Origin of the sequence: Gulosibacter sediminis (genome assembly GCF_023370115.1) — a bacterium.
GTDB lineage: Bacteria > Actinomycetota > Actinomycetes > Actinomycetales > Microbacteriaceae > Gulosibacter > Gulosibacter sediminis_A.
Map to the genome: position 1 here is coordinate 862,656 of NZ_CP097160.1, position 19,567 is coordinate 882,222.

The window sequence follows — 19,567 nt, forward strand, 5'->3', positions numbered from 1 at the left end:
CTCCTGCCCGGCCAGTTCTTGGTGTTCGTCGTGCGTGTGATTCGCCATCTCGTCTACCCTCTTGCTTCCCTCGCGCGACCGCCCGGGCCACGCATCCTTTATACCCCTGTGGGGTATAACCGAGCGTTCGTGTCCAGCATTCCAGATTCGGCAAACTTCCTCTCCGTGTCGGAGGCGGCGAGTACCGTGGCGGCCTATGGGAACAAATCGTCAACCGTCGGTAATCGAGGTGCGCGGCGCGCGCGTGCACAACCTCAAGAACGTCGACGTTGATGTGCCGCTCGACCGTCTCGTTGCGATCGCCGGCGTTTCGGGCTCGGGCAAGTCGTCGCTTGCGATGGGCGTGCTCTATGCCGAGGGCTCGCGCCGCTACATCGAGGCACTGTCGACCTACACGCGCCGGCGCATGGGGCAGGCGACGCGCGCCGACGTCGACCGCGTGTCGCACGTGCCCGCCGCGCTCGCCCTGCGGCAACGGCCGGGTGTGCCGGGTGTGCGGTCGACGTTTGGCACCTCGACCGAACTGCTCAACGTGCTGCGGCTCATGTTCTCTCGCCTCGCATCCCATGTCTGCCCGAACGGGCACCGCAACCCGCCGACGCTCGCCGTCGCGGCCGAACAACCGATTGCGTGCGAGACGTGCGGCGTCGAGTTTGAAGCGCCGGGAGCCGAGGCGCTCGCGTTCAATTCGGCGGGCGCCTGCCCGACGTGCGAGGGCATCGGCACGGTGCGGCAGGTCGACGACGCGACGCTGATTCGCGACGAAGCCCTCACCATCGACGAGGGGGCCGTGCTGCCGTGGCAGACGTTCGGGTTCAACGTGCAGCCGCAGATCGCACGCGAGTTTGGTGTGCGCACCGACGTGCCGTGGCGCGAGCTCGCAGATTGGGAGCGCGAGATCGTGCTCGACGGGCCCGAAGAGAAGAAGCACATCACCGTCACGTCGAAGAAGGGGGTGCACGACCTCGACTTCACGTTCCGCAACGCGCGGCTTACCGTCACGAAAGAGCTCGAGCGTGCCGCCGACGAGAAGCGACTCGCGCGGGTGCGTCGGTTTCTCGTCGAGTCGGTGTGCCCAGCCTGCCACGGCACGCGGCTGTCGCCGATGGCGCTCGCGCCCACAATCGACGGCCAGAACCTTGCCGAGGTGACGGCACTCGCGCTCCACGACACCGTGGAGTGGGCCGGGCGGCTCGCGGAGCAGGTGCCGCCCGAGATGCGACCGATGGCGACGAATCTCGCCGACACGCTCATTCCGATGGCTCGGCGCCTGCTCGAGCTCGGGCTCGGGTACCTCTCGCTCGACCGGGCGGGCTCGACGCTCTCGACTGGCGAGCGGCAGCGCGTGCAGCTGGCGAGGGCCGTGCGCAACGAGACGACTGGAGTCCTGTATGTGCTCGACGAGCCATCGATCGGGCTGCATCCGTCGAATCTCGAAGGACTGCTCGGGGTGATCGACGACCTGCTCGACGGCGGCAACTCGGTCGTGCTCGTCGACCACGACGTCGCCGTGCTGCGGCACGCCGACCACCTCATCGAGATCGGTCCCGATTCGGGGCGCGGCGGCGGAGCGGTTGTGGCGCAGGGCACGGTCGACGAGGTTGCCGGGGTGAGCGAGTCGCGGATCGGCGGCTTCCTCGCGGGCCGCGAGGAAATCGTGGTGCGCCCGCGCGTGGCCGGGGCCGAGACGTTTGCGTTCGGGAGCATCCGGCTGCAGACGACGCCGGTGCATACCGTCGAGGCGCTCGATGTCGCGATTCCGGTGGGCCGGCTCACCGCGGTGACGGGCGTTTCAGGCTCGGGCAAGACGACCCTCGTGCTCGAGAGCTTGGCGCCGGCGCTGTCTGCGGGTGACGGCGCGCTGCCCGAGCACGTCGCGTCGATCGAACCGGCGACGATCGAGCGGGTGAATGTCGTCGACGCGACGCCGATCGGGCAGAACGTGCGCTCGACCGTGGCGACGTATTCGGGCGTGCTCGATGAACTGCGCAAGGCGTATGCCAAGGTCGACGGCGCGAAGGCGGCGGGCCTCAAGGCGAGCGACTTCTCGTACAACACGGGCTCGCTGCGCTGCCCGCGCTGCGACGGCACGGGGCAGATCTCGCTCGACGTGCAGTTCCTACCCGACATCGACATTGTGTGCCCCGACTGCGATGGCACGCGGTACGGGCCCGAGGCCGACGCGTTCGAGCGCGGCGCCGGAGAGCTGGCGATTTCGCTGCCGAAGCTGCTGCGTTTGACTGTCGACGAGGCCGTGGCGTTCATCGACGACCTGCCGCGCGCTGCGACGCGCATGGCGCGGCTGCGAGATGTGGGGCTTGGGTATCTGACGTTGGGGGAGTCGACGCCCGCGCTCTCGGGCGGCGAGGCGCAGCGACTCAAGCTCGTGTCGGAGCTCGATCGCAGCCAGCGCCACACGCTCTTCGTGTTCGACGAGCCGACCGTCGGCCTGCATCCGCTCGACGTGCGGGTGCTTATTGGTGTGCTGCAGCGCCTCGTCGACCAGGGTGGCACCGTGGTCGTCATCGAGCATGACCTCGACCTCATCGCGAACGCCGACTACCTCATCGACATGGGCCCGGGCGGCGGCATCGACGGCGGTCGCGTCGTCGCGACCGGCACCCCGGCCGAGGTCGCCGCATCCCCGGCCAGCGCCACGGCCCCCTACCTCTCCCCGCTCCTCCCATAACCCGCCCCGCCGGTCTCGCCGCTCTCTCCGAGAAGTTGAGTGGTCGTTTTTTGTCGTTTCCAGGCGCTGGACACCACAAAAAACGACCACTCAACCGCGACTAGACACAGGGGGAAAGGGGCGTGGGACGATGGGGCCGTGAATTCACGTAGGCAGTGGCGAGCTCGCATCGAAAACGTCATCCGCACCGACCCCGCGTCGAGGCCGATGACTGAGGCGCTGCTGTCGATCGACGAGGTGTATGCCCGCAAGGTCATCGACCTCGCGATGCGCATCGCCGAGGCGCTCATCGCCGTGGGCGCCTCCGCGAACGAGGTCGTGCTCGCCGTGATCCGCGTCGCGGCAGCGCTCGGCATCAAGCCCGTGCACGTCGACATCACCTACAACTCAATCGGTGTCTCCTACCACCGCAACGAGACCGAGCTGCCCTTCACGCTCATCCGTGTGGTGCGCGCGCCCGTGCCCGACCACACGAAGCTCCAACAGCTTCAGGCGCTGGTCGCCGACATCGAATCGGGCAGCGTGACCCTCGACAACGCGCGAGTACGCTTCCACAAGATCCGCCGCCGACCGTTCCCGTACCGCCCCGCCGTCATCGTGCTTGCCCAGGGCACCCTCGCCCTCGGCGTGGGCGTGCTCTACGGCGCCAATTGGTTTGTGCTGCTCATCATCGCGCTCGCCGCCTGCTCGGCCGCGATGACGCAGCGGCTGCTCGGGAAATGGCACGTCCCCTTCTTCTTCTCGCAGGCCGCCGGCGCCCTCGTCGTCGTCGCGATCGCCGCGGTCTCGAACTGGCTCCGCGACCTCGGCGTGCCGCTGTTTGACGAGGTGCGGCCGACCGTCATCGTCGCGGCCGGCATCGTGTTGATGCTCGCGGGCATGTCGGTGGTCGCGGCCGCACAGGATGCGATTGACGGCTTTTCGCTCACGGCCGGCGGGCGCATCCTCGACCTCGCGCTGCTCACCCTCGGCGTCGTCATCGGCATTGTCGGCGGGGTAGCGCTGACCCAGTCGCTGGGCATCGGCATCCCGCTCGCGAGCGAACCGCCTGCGCTCGGCTCGGTGGGTATGCAGGTCATCGGAGCGATCCTCATCGCCGTCACCGTCGCGGTCTGGAACGGCGCCGGCCTTCGCACGATCGCGATCTCGGCGGCGCTCGGCGCGACCGCCTGGGGCGGCTACAGCATCGCGCTGCTGGGCGGCATAGGTATGGCCCCCGCGAGCGGCTTCGGTGCACTGCTCGCAAGCTTCCTCGGCACGCTCATCGCGCACCGCTGGCACGTGCCGTCGATCGCCGTGACCACGGCCGCGATTGTGCCGATGGTGCCCGGTTCGATGGTCTTCCGCGGCATCCTCGCGATCGTCGCGGCCGAGAACGACCCGCAGGGCCTCATCGTCGGCTTCGCCGAACTCGTCAGCGCTGGCGCGATCGGCCTCGCCCTCGCGTCGGGGGCGTCGCTCGGCCTGTTCCTCGGCGCGCCGATTCGCGACACCCTGCAGAGCGTCACGCGGCGGCGGGGTCGCATTCGCTAACGGCCGACCGGCCGGGCGCTTCCGGCCAGCGTTGCAGAAGCGGTGGCAGGATGGGCGGGCGAGCGATGGCGCTCGGCCCACCACGCTCGGTGCGCGAGCCGCGCGCGACCACCGCATCACCCACCCCTCGCCCCACGGGGCCCGGTTCAAAGGAGAACCTCATGACGACTCGACTTCGCGCCGGCATCATCGGTGCCGGGTTCATGGGGGAGGTGCACGCGCGCTCGATCCGCATCGCCGGCGGCGAGATCGCAGGCATCGCCTCGTCGAGCCTCGAGCGAGCTCGCGAGGCGGCAGCCACGATCGGCATCGACCGCGCGGCGAACGCCGAGGAACTCATCGGCGACCCGCACATCGACGTCATTCACGTCTGCACTCCGAACGCGAGCCATGTGCCGCTCGCCCGCGCGGCCATCGCGGCCGGCAAGCACGTCGTCTGCGAGAAGCCGATCGGCGTCAACCTCGACGCGGCAACCCAGCTCGTCGCCGACGTCGAGTCGAGCGATCGGCTGCTTACCGTGCCCTTCGCCTACCGCTTCCACGCGATGACGCGGGAGGCTCGTCGCCGCATCGCCGCCCACTCATTCGGCCACCTCACGGGCATCACGAGCGTCTACCACCAGGACTGGCTGCTTGAGCCTGGCGACGACAACTGGCGCGTCGACGCCGAGGCGGGTGGCGCCTCCCGCGCGTTCGCCGACATTGGCTCGCACCTTGCCGACCTCACCGAGTTCCTCGCGGGCGAGCGCATCGCGCGGCTCACGGCGCGCACCAAGACTGTGCACGCCGAGCGCTCCGGCCGCGAGGTCACGACCGAAGACCTCGCGGTGCTGCTCGTCGAGTTCGAGTCGGGGGCCCTCGGCACGCTCTCGATCTCGCAGGTCGCGGCCGGCCGCAAGAATTCGCTCAGCGTCGAGATCGGCGGCGCCCACGAGACGGTCCGCTTCGAGCAGGAGAACCCAGAAACGCTCTGGATCGGCCACCGCGGGGGCTCGGCGCTGCTGCAGCGCGACCCGAAGCTCATCGGCGGCGACGTCGCCCGCCTCAGCAACGTGCCTTCCGGGCATCCGCTCGGCTACCTCGACGCGTTCGCGGCCTTCGTCGGCGACAGCTACGCGGCGATGTCGACCGGCGTGATTCCGGACGGCCTGCCGACGGTGCGCGACGGCCTGCGGGCCGTCGAACTCACCGAGCGGGTGCTCGCCTCGGCCGCGAGCCAGGCCTGGGTCGACGCGTAGCGACCCGCGCCGAGCGACCGCTTAGGCGAGTCGCTCGATCTCGACGAACACGATGTCGGATGCGCTGCCCCGGTTCTCGACCTGGTGTTCCGACCCGGCGGCGCGCGTGTAGCTCGTGCCCGCGACGAGCTCGGCCACGATTTCTTCGCCCTCGGCGGTGACGACGTGCATGCGGTCGGTCACCATCGGTACCACCACGTATTCGAAGTCGTGGCGGTGCATTGGGATCACCCCGCCAGGCGCGATCGTCCACTTCATCACGCGAAAGTGCTCGGTTTCGAGCTGTAGTTCGCCGGTTGATCCGGTGCTCATGCGCGGGGCTCCTTCGGCTCGTTCGCGGCGAAGTCCGCCGCTCGGGCCCAGCCTACGGGGTACATAATGGCGATGTGCCGATTCTCAACAAAGACATGTCTCTCTGCATCTCGCTCGCCGGGCGGCCGTCGAACTACGGCACGCGGTTTCACAATTTCCTCTACGACGAAATTGGCCTGAACTACATCTACAAGGCGTTCACGACGACGAACATCACCGATGCCATCGCCGGCGTGCGCGCCCTCGGCATCCGCGGCTGCTCGGTCTCGATGCCGTTCAAGGAGGCCGTGATTCCGCTCGTCGACGAGCTCGAAGAATCGGCCGCGGCCATCGACTCGGTGAACACGATCGTCAACACGGATGGTCACCTCGCTGCCGCGAACACCGACTACGAGGCCGTCGTGCAGCTGCTCAAGAACCACCAGCTCGACACCTCGATGTCGGTGCTCGTGCGCGGCTCGGGCGGCATGGCGAAGGCCGTCATCGCGGCGTTCCGCGGCGCCGGCTTCGACGACCTCACGATCGTCGCGCGCAACGCCGAGGCGGGCCAGGCCATCGCCGACCGCTACGACTACCCCGCGGTCACCGACGACCCCGAGCCCGGCCACAACCTGCTCGTCAACGTCACGCCGCTCGGCATGCAAGGGGCGGATGCTGAGACACTCTCGTTCTCGGAGGCGCACATCGGCGCGGCGAAGCAGGTCTTCGATGTCGTCGCACTGCCCGCCGAGACGCCGCTCATTCGCGCCGCGCAGGCCGCGAACGTGCCGACCATCTCGGGTTCCGAGGTGTTCGCGCTGCAGGCCGCCGGCCAATTCAAGCGCTACACGGGCGTCGAGCTGACGCAGGACCAGATCGACCGGGCCGCCGCCTTCGCTCGTGAGGCGTAGACCCGACGGCATGACGACTCCCAATCTCAACCCCGACGCCGCGCCCTACTTCGTGCGCGAGTCCGCGACGCGGTTCCGCCCGAACCCCGAGACCGGCGGCAGCTGGAACAAGCAGGAGCAGCACATCGCGCCCGTCGTCGGGCTCATCAGTCACCTGATCCTCACCGATCGCGATGAGCGTCATGGCGACAGCGCGCTGCGCATGAGCCGGCTCTCGTGCGACATCCTCGGCGTGATCCCGATCGAGCCATTCGACGTCGAGATTCGCGTCGTGCGCCCCGGCCGCACGATCGAACTCGTCGAGGCGGTGCTGACGCACGGCGGCCGCCCGGCGGTGAGTGCCCGCGCCTGGCTCACGAAGGAGTTCGACACCGACGACATCGCGGGCTCGACCGTGCCGCGCATCCCGTCGGTCGACGAACTGCCGAGCTGGGACATGGAAGACACCTGGGACGGCGCCTTCGTCGAGACGCTCGATGTGCGTCGCCAGTCGAGCGGCCCGGGGGTCGCGCAGTACTGGATCCGGCCCCAGCGGCCGTTGCTGACGGGCGAGCCGGTCAGCAGCACGGCTCGGATGCTCTCGGTCGCCGATGTCGCGAACGGCTCGGCGACGCTCGTGTCGCCCGACGAGGTCGCGTTCCCGAACCTCGACCTCACGGCGCACCTCTTCCGCGTGCCGGTCGGGGAGTGGCTCGGCTTCGACACGCACGTCTCGATCGGCCCGCGCGGCGCCGGGCTCACCCAGAGCGTCCTGCACGACGCCGCAGGGCCGATCGGTACCCTCGCGCAGACGCTCACGGTGCGTCCGCGGCGCGCCTAGCGCACCACGAAGTCGGGCCGCCCAGCTACCAGCTGCGCGGCCCGACTTCTGCACACGAACGCTACGACACCGGCGCGCTTGCCGGCGTCGGCTGCGTCACGGTGCCGATCGCCCACTGGTACCCGGGCTCGGTGTCGTTGACTTCGAAGTCGCCGATGGTGCGCGCCTTATAGAGCCAGGGGTTGTGCGAGGCGACGGTGCGGGCGTTGCGCCAGTGTCGGTCGAGCGCGGCCGAGGCGCGCACGCCGGATGCGCCGAGCGCATCGAACAGGCGGGTCGCGGCCTCGGGCACGAGGCGCGAGAGCGTCACCTGGGCGCGCGCCGAATCGAGCTCGGAAGCGACCACGGCGGCCTGCGCAGCCGACACCGAGTCGTCCCCACCGAGCCCACCCCGCACCGCTGCGGCGGTCTGGTACGCGTGCTCGATCGACTCGGCGACGCGCTGCACGAGCGCATCCGCCGCGTACGAGGTCGCCCCGATCTCGCCGACGGCCTGGAGAATCTGCGGGTCGTTGCGCACCCGGTCGGCGTTGCCGTGGCTGTAGGTGCGTTCGCGGGCGGCGACCGCCGACGAGGCGTCGCGGAGCACCGCGCGGGCGATGCCGGCGTGGGTCGCGAGCAGCACGAGCTGGTAGAGCGCGGTCTGGTAGGCGAAGCGGTCGTCGAAGGGAATCACGTCGGCGCGCTCGACCACGGCGCCGCCGTAGACGATCGTGCCCGTGCCGGTGAGCTGCTGGCCGAAGCCGTCCCAGTCGTCGCTGATCGTCACCGAGTCCTGCGCGAGCGGCACGACGGCGATGTACGGCGTGCCATCGTCGCCCTGCACCGTGGTATCGGAGTAGTCGGCGTAGATCGAGCCGGTCGTGTAGAACTTCTCGCCGGTCACGCTGGCCGCGTCGCCCACGAAATCGATCTGCGTGCCGAGCTGGCCGCGCTCGACCGCACCGATCTCGCTCCACGCGTTGCCCACCACGGCACCCTCGGCGAGGCGGGCCAGCCAGCGGGTGCGGAAGTCACTGTGGCGGGACACGAGCACATCCTCGACGAAGGCGATGTGGCCGCGCCAGATTTGCGCGAGGTTCGAGTCGGCAGCGGCGAGCTCGACGAGGAGCGCGGCGAGCTGTGGCACGGTCGCGCCGAAGCCGCCGGCGCCTTCGGGCAGGCGTACCCGCCCGAAGCCCGCCTCGGCGAGGGCGCGCACCTCGGCGACCGGCAGGGCGCGCCCGCGTTCGCGCTCGACGGCACCCGCCGCGATCGCCGCGAACACGGGCGCGAAATGGTCTTGCAATTGCTGGTTCGTGGTCATGGCCCCTCACTTGGTCGGTCGTTTCAACGTCCGGCCAAGCTAGGGGCTAGACTGCGCGGGCAAAAGTGGGCCGCGTCACGATGATTCACGGGGCGTCACATGTGACGCAGCCATGACACACCCCGTCAACAGCGTCGCGCCGACCGCCCACTCGAGGTAGGGCGATCGGCGCGAATGGGGCTGTGGCTTCGAACGAGGTCGAACTACGCCTCGGGGATTTCGATCGAGAAGCTCTCGATAGTGATCGACGCGGGTTAGGGGCCGCCGCGTACGCCCGTCTCGAGGGCGTCGATGCGGGCGAGCTCGTCGGAGGTGAGCTCGAAGTCGAACACATCGAAGTTCTCGGCGATGCGGCTCGGCGTGATCGACTTCGGGATCGCCTGACGGCCCTGCTGACGGTGCCACGCGAGCATGACCTGGGCGGCCGACTTGTCGTGGGCCGCAGCAATGTCGAGCAGCATCGGGTCCTGCAGCGTCGAGCCGTTGCTGCCGTCCTGATAGAACGTGATGCCGCCGATGGGCGACCAGGCTTGGGTGAGGATGCCGTGCGACTCACCGAACTCGGCGACTTCGCGCTGCTGGAAGTACGGGTGCACCTCGATCTGGTTCACGGCGGGCACGACGTCGCGCTCGGCGAGGATTCGCTCGAGCTCGGGCACCATGAAGTTGCTCACGCCGATGGCGCGCACGCGGCCGTCGGCGAGGAGGGTTTCGAGCGCGCGGTACGCCTCGAGCGCGCGGTCGAACTCGGTCGAGACGGCCTGGTGCAGGAGCAGTAGGTCGACCTGCTCGACACCAAGCTTGCCGGCCGACTTTTCGAAGCCGTGCAGGGTCTCGTCGTAGCCGAAGTCGTTGATCCAGATCTTCGTCTCGATGAAGATCTCGTCGCGGGCAAGGTCGCTCGCCTTGATGGCGGCGCCGACCTCGCGCTCGTTGCCGTAGGCCGCGGCGGTGTCGATGTGACGGTAGCCGACGCGAAGCGCCTCGCTGACCGCGGCGGAGGTCTCGGCGGGTGCGGTCTGGAAGACGCCGAAGCCGAGCGCCGGAATCGCGAGGCCGTTGTTCAGGGTCAGTGTGTCGTTGGAAGTCATGTGCGTGCGTCCGTTCCTGCGTCGAACATAAAAGTGGAATTTTCTTTCCGGTTAGCGAGTGTAGCGAATAAGTGGATGCCGCGCATCCGTTTTTTCGTTAGAGTTGTCTGCATGAACGAGCAGGGTCTTCGGAAGGACGCGGAGCGCAACCGCGAGCGGCTACTCGAGGCCGGGCGCAAGGTGTTCGCCGAGCGCGGCCTCGGCGCGAGTCTCAACGACGTCGCCAAGGCGGCCGGGGTCGGCGTGGGCACCGCGTACCGGCGGTTCGCCAACAAGGACGAGCTCATCGACGCGATCTTCGTGCGGCAAGTCGACGAACTCGGCGCGATTCTCAATGAGTCACTTGCCGATGAGGACGCCTGGCGGGGTCTCGTGAACTACCTCGAGGGCACCCTCGCGATACAGGCCCGTGACCGCGGCATGGCGCAGATTCTCTCGGGCAGCTGGGCCAGCCTTGAAGAGTACAACGCGCAGCGAGCCCGGCTCGCGCCCCTCGTGAATCGGCTGGCTGACCGGGCGCGCGAGACCGGTGTCGTGCGGGCCGACCTCACCGGCACCGATCTCATCTTTCTCCAGATCGGACTTACGGCGATCGCCACCACCGCGCGTGACGGCGCCGACCACATCAATCGCGCCGACGCCCCGGAGCTGTATCGGCGCTACCTCGGGGTATTCCTCGACGGCATCCGCGAGCCGGCGACGCGAACCGAGTTGCCCATCCCTGCGCTCAGCACCGATGACACGCACGCCCTGCTGCGACAAACTGTGTCGGGTGATGACGTCACCGAGTGATGGGAGCCCGCATGCCCGAGAAAGTTGACTTCAAGAAGTCGCTCGACTCCTACCGTGCGAAACGTGGCGAGTTTCGCCAGCTCGAGCTGCCGCCCCGCCAGTACCTCGCGGTCGACGGACAAGGCGACCCGAACGCGGCGCCCGAATACGCGGCCGCGCTCGCGGCGCTCTACCCGGTCGCGTACGCGCTGAAGTTCGCGAGCAAACGCACGCTCGAGCGCGACTACGTCGTGCCGCCGCTCGAGGGGCTCTGGTGGGCTGACGACTACGCGAGCTTCACCACCGCGCGCGACAAGTCACGCTGGCGCTGGACGATGCTGCTGCTCGTGCCCGACTGGCTCGGCGAAGCCGAGGTCGCTGCGGCAATCGATCAGGTGCGCAGCAAGGATGCGCCGGGTTGGCTCGACGCAGTCGAGTTGCGTGAGCTCGACGAGGGCGCCTGCGTGCAGACCCTGCACATCGGCAGCTACGACGACGAGACGCCGGTGCTCGCCCGGCTGCACGACGAATTCCTGCCCGCGAACGGACTGCGCCCGCGCGGCCTGCACCACGAGGTCTACCTCGGCGACCCGCGGCGCACCGCACCCGAGCGCCTTTGCACGATCCTGCGGCAGCCCGTCGCGCCGGCCTGAGCCGTCGACCCTAGCTATTCGGGCGGCAGTGGATGCACGCCGACGGGATTCGGGGCTCTTCACAATTCGGGGTGTAGGTGTGGTCTGAATCTGCCGGCTTCGAGGAGTGCGCGGGCGATGTAGTTGGTGAGGTTGCGGAAGCCGAGGGCCAGGCCACGCAGGTGCTCGAGGCGACCGTTCACGGCTTCGGTAGGTCCGTTGCTCGTGCGCGGCCGGTCGAAGTAGGCCAGGACGTCGCAGGCGCGTCTGGTCAGGGTGCGGCCGAGCTTGCGCAGTTCTACCAACGCCTCAGGCACACTGTCGGCGAGGGCGTCGATCACGGAGCTTTTCTCGACGCGGCCGGCTGCCCGGTCGGGGTGACGGTAGGCGGAGATCATGCGCTGGTAGATCCCCCAGGTGCACTCGACTTGCACGTGCCGGTCCCCAGCGAAGAGCTTGTCAAGGCGCTCGTGCTGGCGGTCGGTGAGCAGGTCAGCCCCGGTGTGCAGGGTCGGGTCTGCTGAAGGTTTGGTTGAGTCCTTGACCGCATGATTCCGAAGCAGGAGTCGTGCTGGAAGGATGGCTATCGTGCCGAAGATCTATTCTGATGAGTTCAAACGGGACGCTGTAGCGATGGTGGCTGCGGGCTCGTCGCAGCGGCAGGTGTGCAGGGATCTGGGGATCTCGAAGACCGCGTTGCAGACCTGGATCCGAGATGACCGGTTCCGTTCGCATGGGATGACCCCTACGACGGATCTTGATGAGCGTCGCGAGATGACCGCGGCGTTGCGGCGGATCCGGGAGCTGGAGATGGAGAACGAGGTACTCCGGCGGGCTGCGGCGTATCTGTCGCAGGCGCATCTGCTGCCCCCAAAATGATCTACCCGCTCGTCCGTGAGATGGCCGCGGTCGACGCCCCTGTACGGGTGCCGGTCGCGGTGGCGTGTCGGGTACTCGGGTTCTCTGAGCAGGCGTATTACAAGTGGCTGCGCCGGCCTGTGTCGGCGCGTGAAGTCGAGGAAGCGCACCTGATCGAGGTGCTCCGGGAACTGCACGAGGACGACCCTGAGGGCGGGTATCGGGTGCTGTCGGACGATCTTGCCGAGCGTGGTTACCAGCTCAGCGAGCGGCGTGTGTGGCGGTTATGCCGTGTCGCGGGGATTCGTTCGACGATCACGTCCCGCAAACGCCGGTATCGGACAGCGGGGCCGCCGGTGCATGACGATCTCGTGAATCGCGAGTTCACCGCGCATGGTCCGAACCAGCTGTGGTTGACCGATATTACCGAGCACCGGACCGCCCAGGGGAGGTTGTACTGCTGCGCGGTTCAAGACGTCTACTCGAACCGTGTCGTCGGGTACTCGATCGATTCGCGGATGAAGGCCCGCATCGCGGTGAACGCGGTGGAGATGGTGGGCCGCCCCCTTCATTCGGTCCGGTCGCTGTGCGAGTCGTCGGTTTACGATTGATGGGTGCCTTGCCGAGCGTAGTCGACGGGTGCGAGGTAGCCGAGCGATGAATGCCGGCGGTCGTGGTTGTATTCGGTCTTCCAGTCGCCGATCACGACCTGGGCGTGGAGCAGCGAGTAGAAGCTGTTGATGTTCAGGCACTCGTCGCGGAGCCTGCTGTTGAACGACTCGACGTACCCGTTGTGCCAGGGCGAACCGGGCGGGATGTAGAACAGGCCGGTGCGGTTGCCGGCCCAGTGGGCCATCGCGTCGCTGATGAACTCGGGGCCGTTGTCGGATCGGAGCACCGCGGGGGCGCCGCGGACTGCGACGAGGTCCTCGAGGTGGGCGGTGAGCCGGTCCGCGGTGATCGACCGTTCGACGAGCCCGCCGATGCACTCGCGGGTGTGCTCGTCGACGATGGAGCAGATCTTGATCGGACGGCCCTGCTCGTCCGCGTCGAACTGGAAGTCCACCGCCCACACGAGGTTCGGTGCGACCGCTGCCGGGGCGTCGACGGTCGAAGACCCAACGCGTTTGCGGCGACGCCGCTGCGGGACGCGCAGCCCTTCCTCGCGCCAGAGCCGTTGGATCTTCTTGTGGTTCACGACCCACCCCTCGCCGCGGGCATCGTGGTAGGCCCTGCGGTATCCCCACCGCGGGCGCTTCTTCGCATACGCCCGCAGCCAGTCCCGCAACGCCAGGTCCGGGTCGGCTGTCGTCTCGCCCTGGAGCGGGCGACGGTATGCGGACCTGCTCAGCCCGGCCAGACGGCACGCCATTCGTTCGCTCACCCGCAGCTTGCGCTTGAGGTGGTCGACGGCGGCGCGGCGCCTGCCCGGTCCTAGAAGTTTCCCTCAGCCAGCTCCTTGAGCGCGGCCTTCTCGAGCTCTGCCTCGGCGAGCAGCCGCTTGAGCGTGGCGTTCTGCTTCTCGAGCTCCTTCAGCCGCTTCGCGTCGTCGGCCTTCAATCCGCCGTACTGGTTCCGCCACCGGTAGTACGTCTGCTCGGACACCCCGAGCTCTCGACACACCCCGGCGATGTCGCTCCCGCCCGCGAGCATCCTGTCGGCCTGCCCGAGCTTACGGACGACCTGCTCCGGAGTGTGGCGCTTCCTGCTGTTCGTCATGATCTGACCAGTCTCCCTGCCCGGCCCCCCCGGGCAACAGGACGACTCACACAACCACCGGACCTACCGAACGGGGTCAGCCCAGTCCGAACTATCGCGGTCCGAACCTACCGGAGTCCGAAAGTACCGCGGTCCGAAACTATCTGATGCGCATCTTCTACAATGAGGATGCGCGTATGCACATGCATACGCACACGCACACTCCTTGGACGCCGTAGCGAGCTTCCGGGCAGACGGTCGCAGACGTCGTCCCCCTGGCTCGTTTCCCCGCCCATCAAAAAATGAACGACCGCGGACTAGCTCGGATCAAGGCGACATCCCCTTCAGCATCATGACGCGCTTGTGATGCAACTGAATATAGGAAGCTTAGAGATGACGCAACGAGGACAGACCACCACGACTTCGCACGAAGCGATCGATGCGTTCAAGAGAATCGTCGGCGACGAACATGTACTGACCTCTGAGCGTGCCACGATGCCATTCAGCAAAGGCTATCGATTCGGCGGAGGACCAGTCTTCGCCGTGGTGCGCCCCGGCACGCTGGTCGAGATGTGGCGGGCGCTGCAGGTATCCGTCGACAACAACCTCATCGTCATCCCGCAGGCATCGAACACGGGCCTGACTGGTGGATCCGGCCCCGGCTTCCAAGACTACGATCGCCCCATTGTGATCATCTCGACTCACCGCATCGATGAGGTGCACCTCATCAACGACGCGCGCGAGGCGATCTCGCTCGCGGGCACCCCGCTGACACACCTGACCGACGCGCTCGCCAAGCACCAGCGCGAGCCGCACTCGGTGATCGGGTCGACATCAATCGGCGCCTCGGTCATCGGCGGCATCGCGAACAACTCGGGCGGCAGCCAGATTCGCAAGGGTCCGGCATTCACGCGCGAAGCGATCTTCGCCCGCGTCAACGACGACGGCAAGGTCGAGCTGGTCAATCACCTGGGCATCCCGCTCGGAGACGACCCTGAGGTCGCACTCGACCGTCTACAGCGCGGCGAGTGGTCTCCCGAGGATGTCACCCCAGCTCCCGAAGACTCGAACGAGACCGAGTACGCCGAGCACTTGCGCAAGATCGTGCCTTCGCCTGCTCGCTACAATGCGAACCCCGAGTACCTGTTCGAGGCATCCGGCTCGGCCGGCAAGCTGATGGTGTTCGCGGTGCGCACCCGCACCTTCCCTCGCGAAGTGCACCCGACCGTGTTTTACATCGGCACGAACAACACGCACGAGCTCGAAGAGATCCGTCGGTTGTTCCTCGAAGCCGACATGCCGCTGCCTATCTCTGGTGAGTACATGGGCCGCAGTGCCTTCGACTTGGCCGAGAAGTACGGCAAAGACACCTTCGTCTTCCTGAAGTTCATGAGTCCAGCGCTGCAGACGCGCATGTTCTCGTTCAAGACGTGGGCCAACGGCTTGTTCTCGAAGATTCCCGGCATTGGTCCGACCTTCGCCGACACGGTATCGCAAGCCATGTTCAGCGTGCTGCCCAACCAGCTGCCCAAGCGCATGATGGAGTACCGCAACCGTTTCGAGCATCACCTGCTGCTCACCGTCAGCGAGTCGCAGAAGGCCGCGAGCGAGAAGATGCTCAAGGAGTTCTTCGCAGAGCCCGAGCACACTGGTGAGTTCTTCATCTGCACGTCTGATGAAGAAAAGAGCGCGTCGCTCAACCGGTTCGGCGCGGCCAGTGCCGCCACTCGCTACGCCGCGTTGAAGCGCCGGCACATCGCAGGGCTCATCCCCATCGATGTGGCCCTGCGTCGCGACGATTGGAACTGGCTCGAGGTGCTGCCGGAGGAGATCGACGACCAGCTTGAGGTCAAGGCGTATTACGGGCACTTCTTCTGCCATGTGATGCACCAGGACTATGTCGCCAAGCAGGGCGTGGATCCCGAGGCGCTGCACGACCGCATCCAGCACCTGCTGGAGGAGCGCGGCGCGAAGCTGCCCGCCGAGCACAACTACGGTCGCATCTACAAGCTGCCGGAGTCCATGGAAGAGCACTTCAAGGAGCTCGATCCGACGAATACGTTCAACGCCGGTATCGGCGGCACGTCGCCGCACAAGGACTGGGCCTAAGTCCCCAAGGTAGCGCGACGCCGTGAGAGCCTGAGCGATGTCTTATCCATCTCGGGTGGACCTAGGGCTCGACTCCCTAGGTCCACCGGGACGGATGAGTCGAGACATCGGTCAGAGGCTGGGCAGGCCATAGAATCGCGTGGCGGCGAGGGCCGCGCCCGGTCCGAGAACGGGTCATCGCCTCACGCCGTCAGCTGACCCGCGACGGCCGGCACACCGGCGAAATCCTCGCCACCGGCCACATCGACGAGCCCGGAGGCTATTGCTGAAACACATTGCCTGAACATATTGGGCTCTTCACAATTCGGGGTGTAGGTGTGGTCTGAATCTGCCGGCTTCGAGGAGTGCGCGGGCGATGTAGTTGGTGAGGTTGCGGAAGCCGAGGGCCAGGCCACGCAGGTGCTCGAGGCGACCGTTCACGGCTTCGGTAGGTCCGTTGCTCGTGCGCGGCCGGTCGAAGTAGGCCAGGACGTCGCAGGCGCGTCTGGTCAGGGTGCGGCCGAGCTTGCGCAGTTCTACCAACGCCTCAGGCACACTGTCGGCGAGGGCGTCGATCACGGAGCTTTTCTCGACGCGGCCGGCTGCCCGGTCGGGGTGACGGTAGGCGGAGATCATGCGCTGGTAGATCCCCCAGGTGCACTCGACTTGCACGTGCCGGTCCCCAGCGAAGAGCTTGTCAAGGCGCTCGTGCTGGCGGTCGGTGAGCAGGTCAGCCCCGGTGTGCAGGGTCTGCCGCGCGGTGTAGAGCGGGTCGCCCTTGCGTCCGCGGTGTCCGTGCAGTTCCTGCTGGACTCGGCGGCGGCACTCATCGAGAGCGTCCCCGGCCAACCGGATGACGTGGAAGGGATCCGTAATCGTGACGGCGTCCGGCAGCTCCTCGGTGGTGGCGGTCTTGAAGCCCGCGAACCCATCCATGGCCACGACCTCGATCCCATCGCGCCAAGCCTGGTCCCGCTCGGCCAGCTAGTCCTTGAACGCCTTCTTCGACCGACCTTCGACCACGTCCAGCAGGCGTGAGGGCCCGGTGCCGTCCCGGACCGGGGTGAGGTCGATGATCACGGTGACGTACTTGTCACCGCGCCGGTGTGCCGCCACACGTGCTCATCGACCCCGACGACCTTGACACCGTCCAGGCGGGTCGGGTCCTCGATGAGCAGACGCCGGCCCTCAGCCAGGACCGCGTCGTTGGCGGTGTTCCACGCCACGCCCAGTCCTTCGGCAACTCGGGCCATCGACAGGTGGCCGACGACGATCCCGACCAGACCCCACCGCAGGCCGGCGCGGGAGATCTTGGCCTGCGGCGGCGCCGCAGCGGTGGGGTCCTGACGCCACACGTGCGAGCACTCCTTGCAACGGTAGCGGCGCACGGTGAGCACCAGCGTGGTAGGGCGCCACCCGAACGGCTCGTGCGCCAACTCCCTGCTCACCGTGTCACGGGGCACGCCCTGGCAGCCGCACCGCCTGCACCAGTCGTCCGGCTCCACGACCCGGCACGCCAGCACGGACCGGTCAGGCTCGAGCAGCTGGCCGGTGACCTCCAGACCGAGGCCGTCGAGGCGGGTGAAGGTAGTCAGGTCAGGGCGCGTGAAGGTAGCGTCAGGCACGTCGAGGTCTTCCGGACGGGTTGTGTGAGAACTCCCATCATCGGAAGACCTCGACCCTCACCCCGACACCGACGCGCCGCCCCAGGTCGCACCACAGCTACACCCTCATCTGTGAGGAGCCCCGAAACCCGGCCCAGCGCGACGTGCGATGGGGCCCAGGGTGGCTCAGCTTCGGACCAGTTTGCGAGCGGGGTTCGGTGCGGTGTAGCGCAGGACGAGGACGACCCCGATGGCACCCATCAGGAGCGGGAGGGCGCTGAGAGGGAGGTTGACTCCGACCGGGACGCTCCCGCCCGCGATGCCGAACACGATGGCCAGCAGCGAGGAGGCGATCCACGAAGCGGTCAGCAGAACCCGCTGCTGTCCGGTCAGCTCTCTGACGAGGAAGGACAGCACGGTCGAGAAGACTCCTGTCATGCTGCCGGCACCGAAGGCGAGCAGGATGAGCATCGGGTGTAGAGCGTATTCGGAGTCATCGTCGAAGTACGCCGTGAAGCACAGCAGTGCCCCCAGTGCCATGAAGCCTCCCACTGTGGCCACGGCGCTTGCTACGGCGAGCAGCCGCATCCACCGCGGTGTGCCGGCCGTCTCTGCCCCGGCTTCCAGGGCGATCTGCTCAGGTGGGCCGAGACTGTCGAGTGCCGCCTGGATCACGCCTCGCTGTTCGGCGTCCCTGAGGTGTTCCTCGATTCCGGTGAGAAGATCCAGCTGCTCGCTGGAGGGGAGCGATTCGGTCAGGGCAGTGAGGCGCTTGAGGTAGGCCTGGGCGGCGGCGGACGAGGGCAGAGTGGTCATGCGTGGTCTCCAATGACGAGGTCGACGGCTTGCCGGAAGCGGCCCCATTCCTGGGTGAATGTAGCAAGTCCGGTCTTGCCTGCCGGGGTGATGTGGTAGTAGCGGCGCGGGGGTCCACTCGGGGACTCTTGCCAGGCAGTGGTCACGAGGTTGCGTTTTCGGAGTCTCGACAGGAGCGGGTACAGCGTCCCTTCGCTCTCGAGGAGTCCTCGTTCGCTCAGCGTTCGAGCCAGGTCGAGACCATAGGTCGGTTGCTGGGCGATGACGGCGAGGACACATGGTTCGAGGGCGCCGCGGCGCAACTGCCCTACGAGGTGAACAGCGTCAGGTTCCATGCGCCACAAGGTAGCACGCTCCGCCAGGATCTGTTCGGTGTGGGGTAGACGAGGCCAAGGATCCTGCGCGCGGGTGGTCTCCGCCCTGCAAGCCCGCCGTCGCATATCGGGCCGCACTGTACGGTGATCATCGACTTGACCACGGTTCGCCAGGACAGCGGCCCTTCCAGGCTGCTGGACATGGTCGAAGGCCGCTCCAAGGCAGTGTTCAAGACCTGGCTCGCCGCCCGCCCCTAGACTTGGCGCGAGGCAGTGGAAGTTGTTGTGACAATCGGCTTCACCGGGTTCAAGACCGCCGCAGCCGAGAAATTCCCGGACACGGTCGCGGTAATGGACCCCTTCCGCGTCGGGCGGCTCGCCGGGGAAGCGGTCGACGTCTGCCGACGGCGCATCCAGTTACTCCTGCACGGACACCGCGCCGCGCCGGCGACCCGCTCTATTCCTGCCGATGCACCCTTCACACTGGAGCAGCGCTCATCACCGACCGCCAGGTCGAACGGATCCAGGACCTGTATGCCGACGAGCAACACGTCGAAATGAAAGCGACCTGGGGCATCTCCCAGCGCATGATCGCCGCCTCCCGGACCGCACACTCGGGAAACCAGAGATGCAGGCCGTCATGGACGTCCTCCGCACGGCTATCCCCGAAGGCCTCGACGAACAGGCCCGCCTCGGTCGAGCTCTGCGTCGGCGAGCCAGCGACGTGCTGGCATTCTTCGACCTACCCGGCGCCAGCAACGGCCCCACCGAGGCCACCAACGGCAGGCTCAAACACCCCCACGGATCCGCCCTCGGCTTCCGAGATCTCACGCACTGCATCGCCCGATCCCTGCTCGGGGCGGGTGGCTTCAGACCCCGCCTACACCCTGGAATGCGATGAGCCGGA

14 protein-coding genes and 4 pseudogenes are annotated in these 19,567 nt (G+C 67.4%); 10 read left to right on the forward strand and 8 right to left on the reverse strand.

What is annotated here, in order from left to right; all coding sequences use genetic code 11:
- The first annotated feature begins 196 nt into the window (after positions 1–196).
- The 3 genes from M3M28_RS03905 (at position 197) to M3M28_RS03915 (ending at position 5,460) form a co-directional block, all read left to right on the forward strand.
- Positions 197–2,689, forward strand: a complete 2,493-nt coding sequence (locus M3M28_RS03905; protein ID WP_249387527.1) for an excinuclease ABC subunit UvrA — start codon at positions 197–199, stop codon at positions 2,687–2,689.
- Positions 2,690–2,896: 207 nt separating this feature from the next.
- On the forward strand, positions 2,897–4,222 hold the full coding sequence (locus tag M3M28_RS03910; RefSeq protein ID WP_249387528.1) for a threonine/serine exporter family protein: 1,326 nt from the start codon (positions 2,897–2,899) through the stop codon (positions 4,220–4,222).
- 161 nt (positions 4,223–4,383) lie between these two features.
- Positions 4,384–5,460: a Gfo/Idh/MocA family protein gene (locus tag M3M28_RS03915; RefSeq protein WP_249387529.1), complete on the forward strand. Its 1,077-nt coding sequence runs from the start codon at positions 4,384–4,386 to the stop codon at positions 5,458–5,460.
- Between the two features lie 21 nt (positions 5,461–5,481).
- Here the strand turns inward: M3M28_RS03915 and M3M28_RS03920 are convergent, their stop codons facing one another.
- Positions 5,482–5,772, reverse strand: coding sequence for a cupin domain-containing protein (locus M3M28_RS03920; RefSeq protein WP_249387530.1), 291 nt, complete (start codon positions 5,770–5,772; stop codon positions 5,482–5,484).
- Positions 5,773–5,846: 74 nt separating this feature from the next.
- Between M3M28_RS03920 and M3M28_RS03925 the strand changes: the two genes are divergently transcribed.
- Positions 5,847–6,662, forward strand: coding sequence for a shikimate 5-dehydrogenase (locus M3M28_RS03925; RefSeq protein ID WP_249387531.1), 816 nt, complete (start codon positions 5,847–5,849; stop codon positions 6,660–6,662).
- Positions 6,663–6,672: 10 nt separating this feature from the next.
- Positions 6,673–7,482, forward strand: coding sequence for a thioesterase family protein (locus M3M28_RS03930; protein ID WP_249387532.1), 810 nt, complete (start codon positions 6,673–6,675; stop codon positions 7,480–7,482).
- A gap of 61 nt (positions 7,483–7,543) precedes the next feature.
- On the opposite strand, the gene M3M28_RS03935 is transcribed toward M3M28_RS03930, so the two are convergent.
- Both M3M28_RS03935 and M3M28_RS03940 read right to left on the reverse strand, forming a co-directional pair.
- Positions 7,544–8,788: an acyl-CoA dehydrogenase family protein gene (locus tag M3M28_RS03935; protein ID WP_249387533.1), complete on the reverse strand. Its 1,245-nt coding sequence runs from the start codon at positions 8,786–8,788 to the stop codon at positions 7,544–7,546.
- A 254-nt stretch (positions 8,789–9,042) separates the two neighbouring features.
- Positions 9,043–9,879 carry an aldo/keto reductase gene (locus M3M28_RS03940; protein WP_249387534.1) on the reverse strand — a complete coding sequence of 279 codons (837 nt, stop codon included), beginning with the start codon at positions 9,877–9,879 and terminating at the stop codon, positions 9,043–9,045.
- 111 nt (positions 9,880–9,990) lie between these two features.
- On the opposite strand from M3M28_RS03940, the gene M3M28_RS03945 reads away from it, so the two are divergent.
- Positions 9,991–10,671 carry a TetR/AcrR family transcriptional regulator gene (locus tag M3M28_RS03945; protein WP_249387535.1) on the forward strand — a complete coding sequence of 227 codons (681 nt, stop codon included), beginning with the start codon at positions 9,991–9,993 and terminating at the stop codon, positions 10,669–10,671.
- A gap of 11 nt (positions 10,672–10,682) precedes the next feature.
- Positions 10,683–11,303, forward strand: a complete 621-nt coding sequence (locus M3M28_RS03950) for a GyrI-like domain-containing protein (protein WP_249387536.1) — start codon at positions 10,683–10,685, stop codon at positions 11,301–11,303.
- Between the two features lie 59 nt (positions 11,304–11,362).
- Here the strand turns inward: M3M28_RS03950 and M3M28_RS03955 are convergent.
- A pseudogene (locus M3M28_RS03955) lies at positions 11,363–11,794 on the reverse strand (ISL3 family transposase); the annotation flags it as partial.
- A gap of 76 nt (positions 11,795–11,870) precedes the next feature.
- Between M3M28_RS03955 and M3M28_RS03960 the strand changes: the two are divergent.
- Positions 11,871–12,694 (forward strand): annotated as a pseudogene (locus M3M28_RS03960) (IS3 family transposase); the annotation flags it as partial.
- 47 nt (positions 12,695–12,741) lie between these two features.
- Here the strand turns inward: M3M28_RS03960 and M3M28_RS03965 are convergent.
- A protein-coding gene (locus M3M28_RS03965) for an IS3-like element ISAar43 family transposase (RefSeq protein ID WP_249387537.1) occupies positions 12,742–13,859 on the reverse strand; the annotation gives its coding sequence in 2 pieces (ribosomal slippage) (positions 12,742–13,589 and positions 13,589–13,859; 1,119 coding nt in all).
- 372 nt (positions 13,860–14,231) lie between these two features.
- On the opposite strand from M3M28_RS03965, the gene dld reads away from it, so the two are divergent.
- Positions 14,232–15,947 (forward strand): D-lactate dehydrogenase, encoded by a 1,716-nt coding sequence (gene dld / locus M3M28_RS03970; protein ID WP_249387538.1) that lies wholly within the window; start codon positions 14,232–14,234, stop codon positions 15,945–15,947.
- Between the two features lie 297 nt (positions 15,948–16,244).
- On the opposite strand, the pseudogene M3M28_RS03975 reads toward dld, so the two are convergent.
- The 3 genes and pseudogenes from M3M28_RS03975 to M3M28_RS03985 all read right to left on the reverse strand — a co-directional run bounded on the left by M3M28_RS03975 (position 16,245) and on the right by M3M28_RS03985 (position 18,786).
- Positions 16,245–17,551, reverse strand: a pseudogene (locus M3M28_RS03975) (ISL3 family transposase).
- Between the two features lie 165 nt (positions 17,552–17,716).
- Positions 17,717–18,346 carry an HAAS signaling domain-containing protein gene (locus M3M28_RS03980; RefSeq protein WP_048769063.1) on the reverse strand — a complete coding sequence of 210 codons (630 nt, stop codon included), beginning with the start codon at positions 18,344–18,346 and terminating at the stop codon, positions 17,717–17,719.
- Complete coding sequence (locus M3M28_RS03985) at positions 18,343–18,786, reverse strand: PadR family transcriptional regulator (RefSeq protein ID WP_349305342.1); 444 nt, start codon at positions 18,784–18,786, stop codon at positions 18,343–18,345. The genes M3M28_RS03980 and M3M28_RS03985 overlap by 4 nt, the downstream gene beginning before the upstream one ends.
- Positions 18,787–18,795: 9 nt before the next feature.
- On the opposite strand from M3M28_RS03985, the pseudogene M3M28_RS03990 reads away from it, so the two are divergent.
- A pseudogene (locus M3M28_RS03990) lies at positions 18,796–19,561 on the forward strand (transposase); the annotation flags it as partial.
- Positions 19,562–19,567 lie beyond the last annotated feature (6 nt).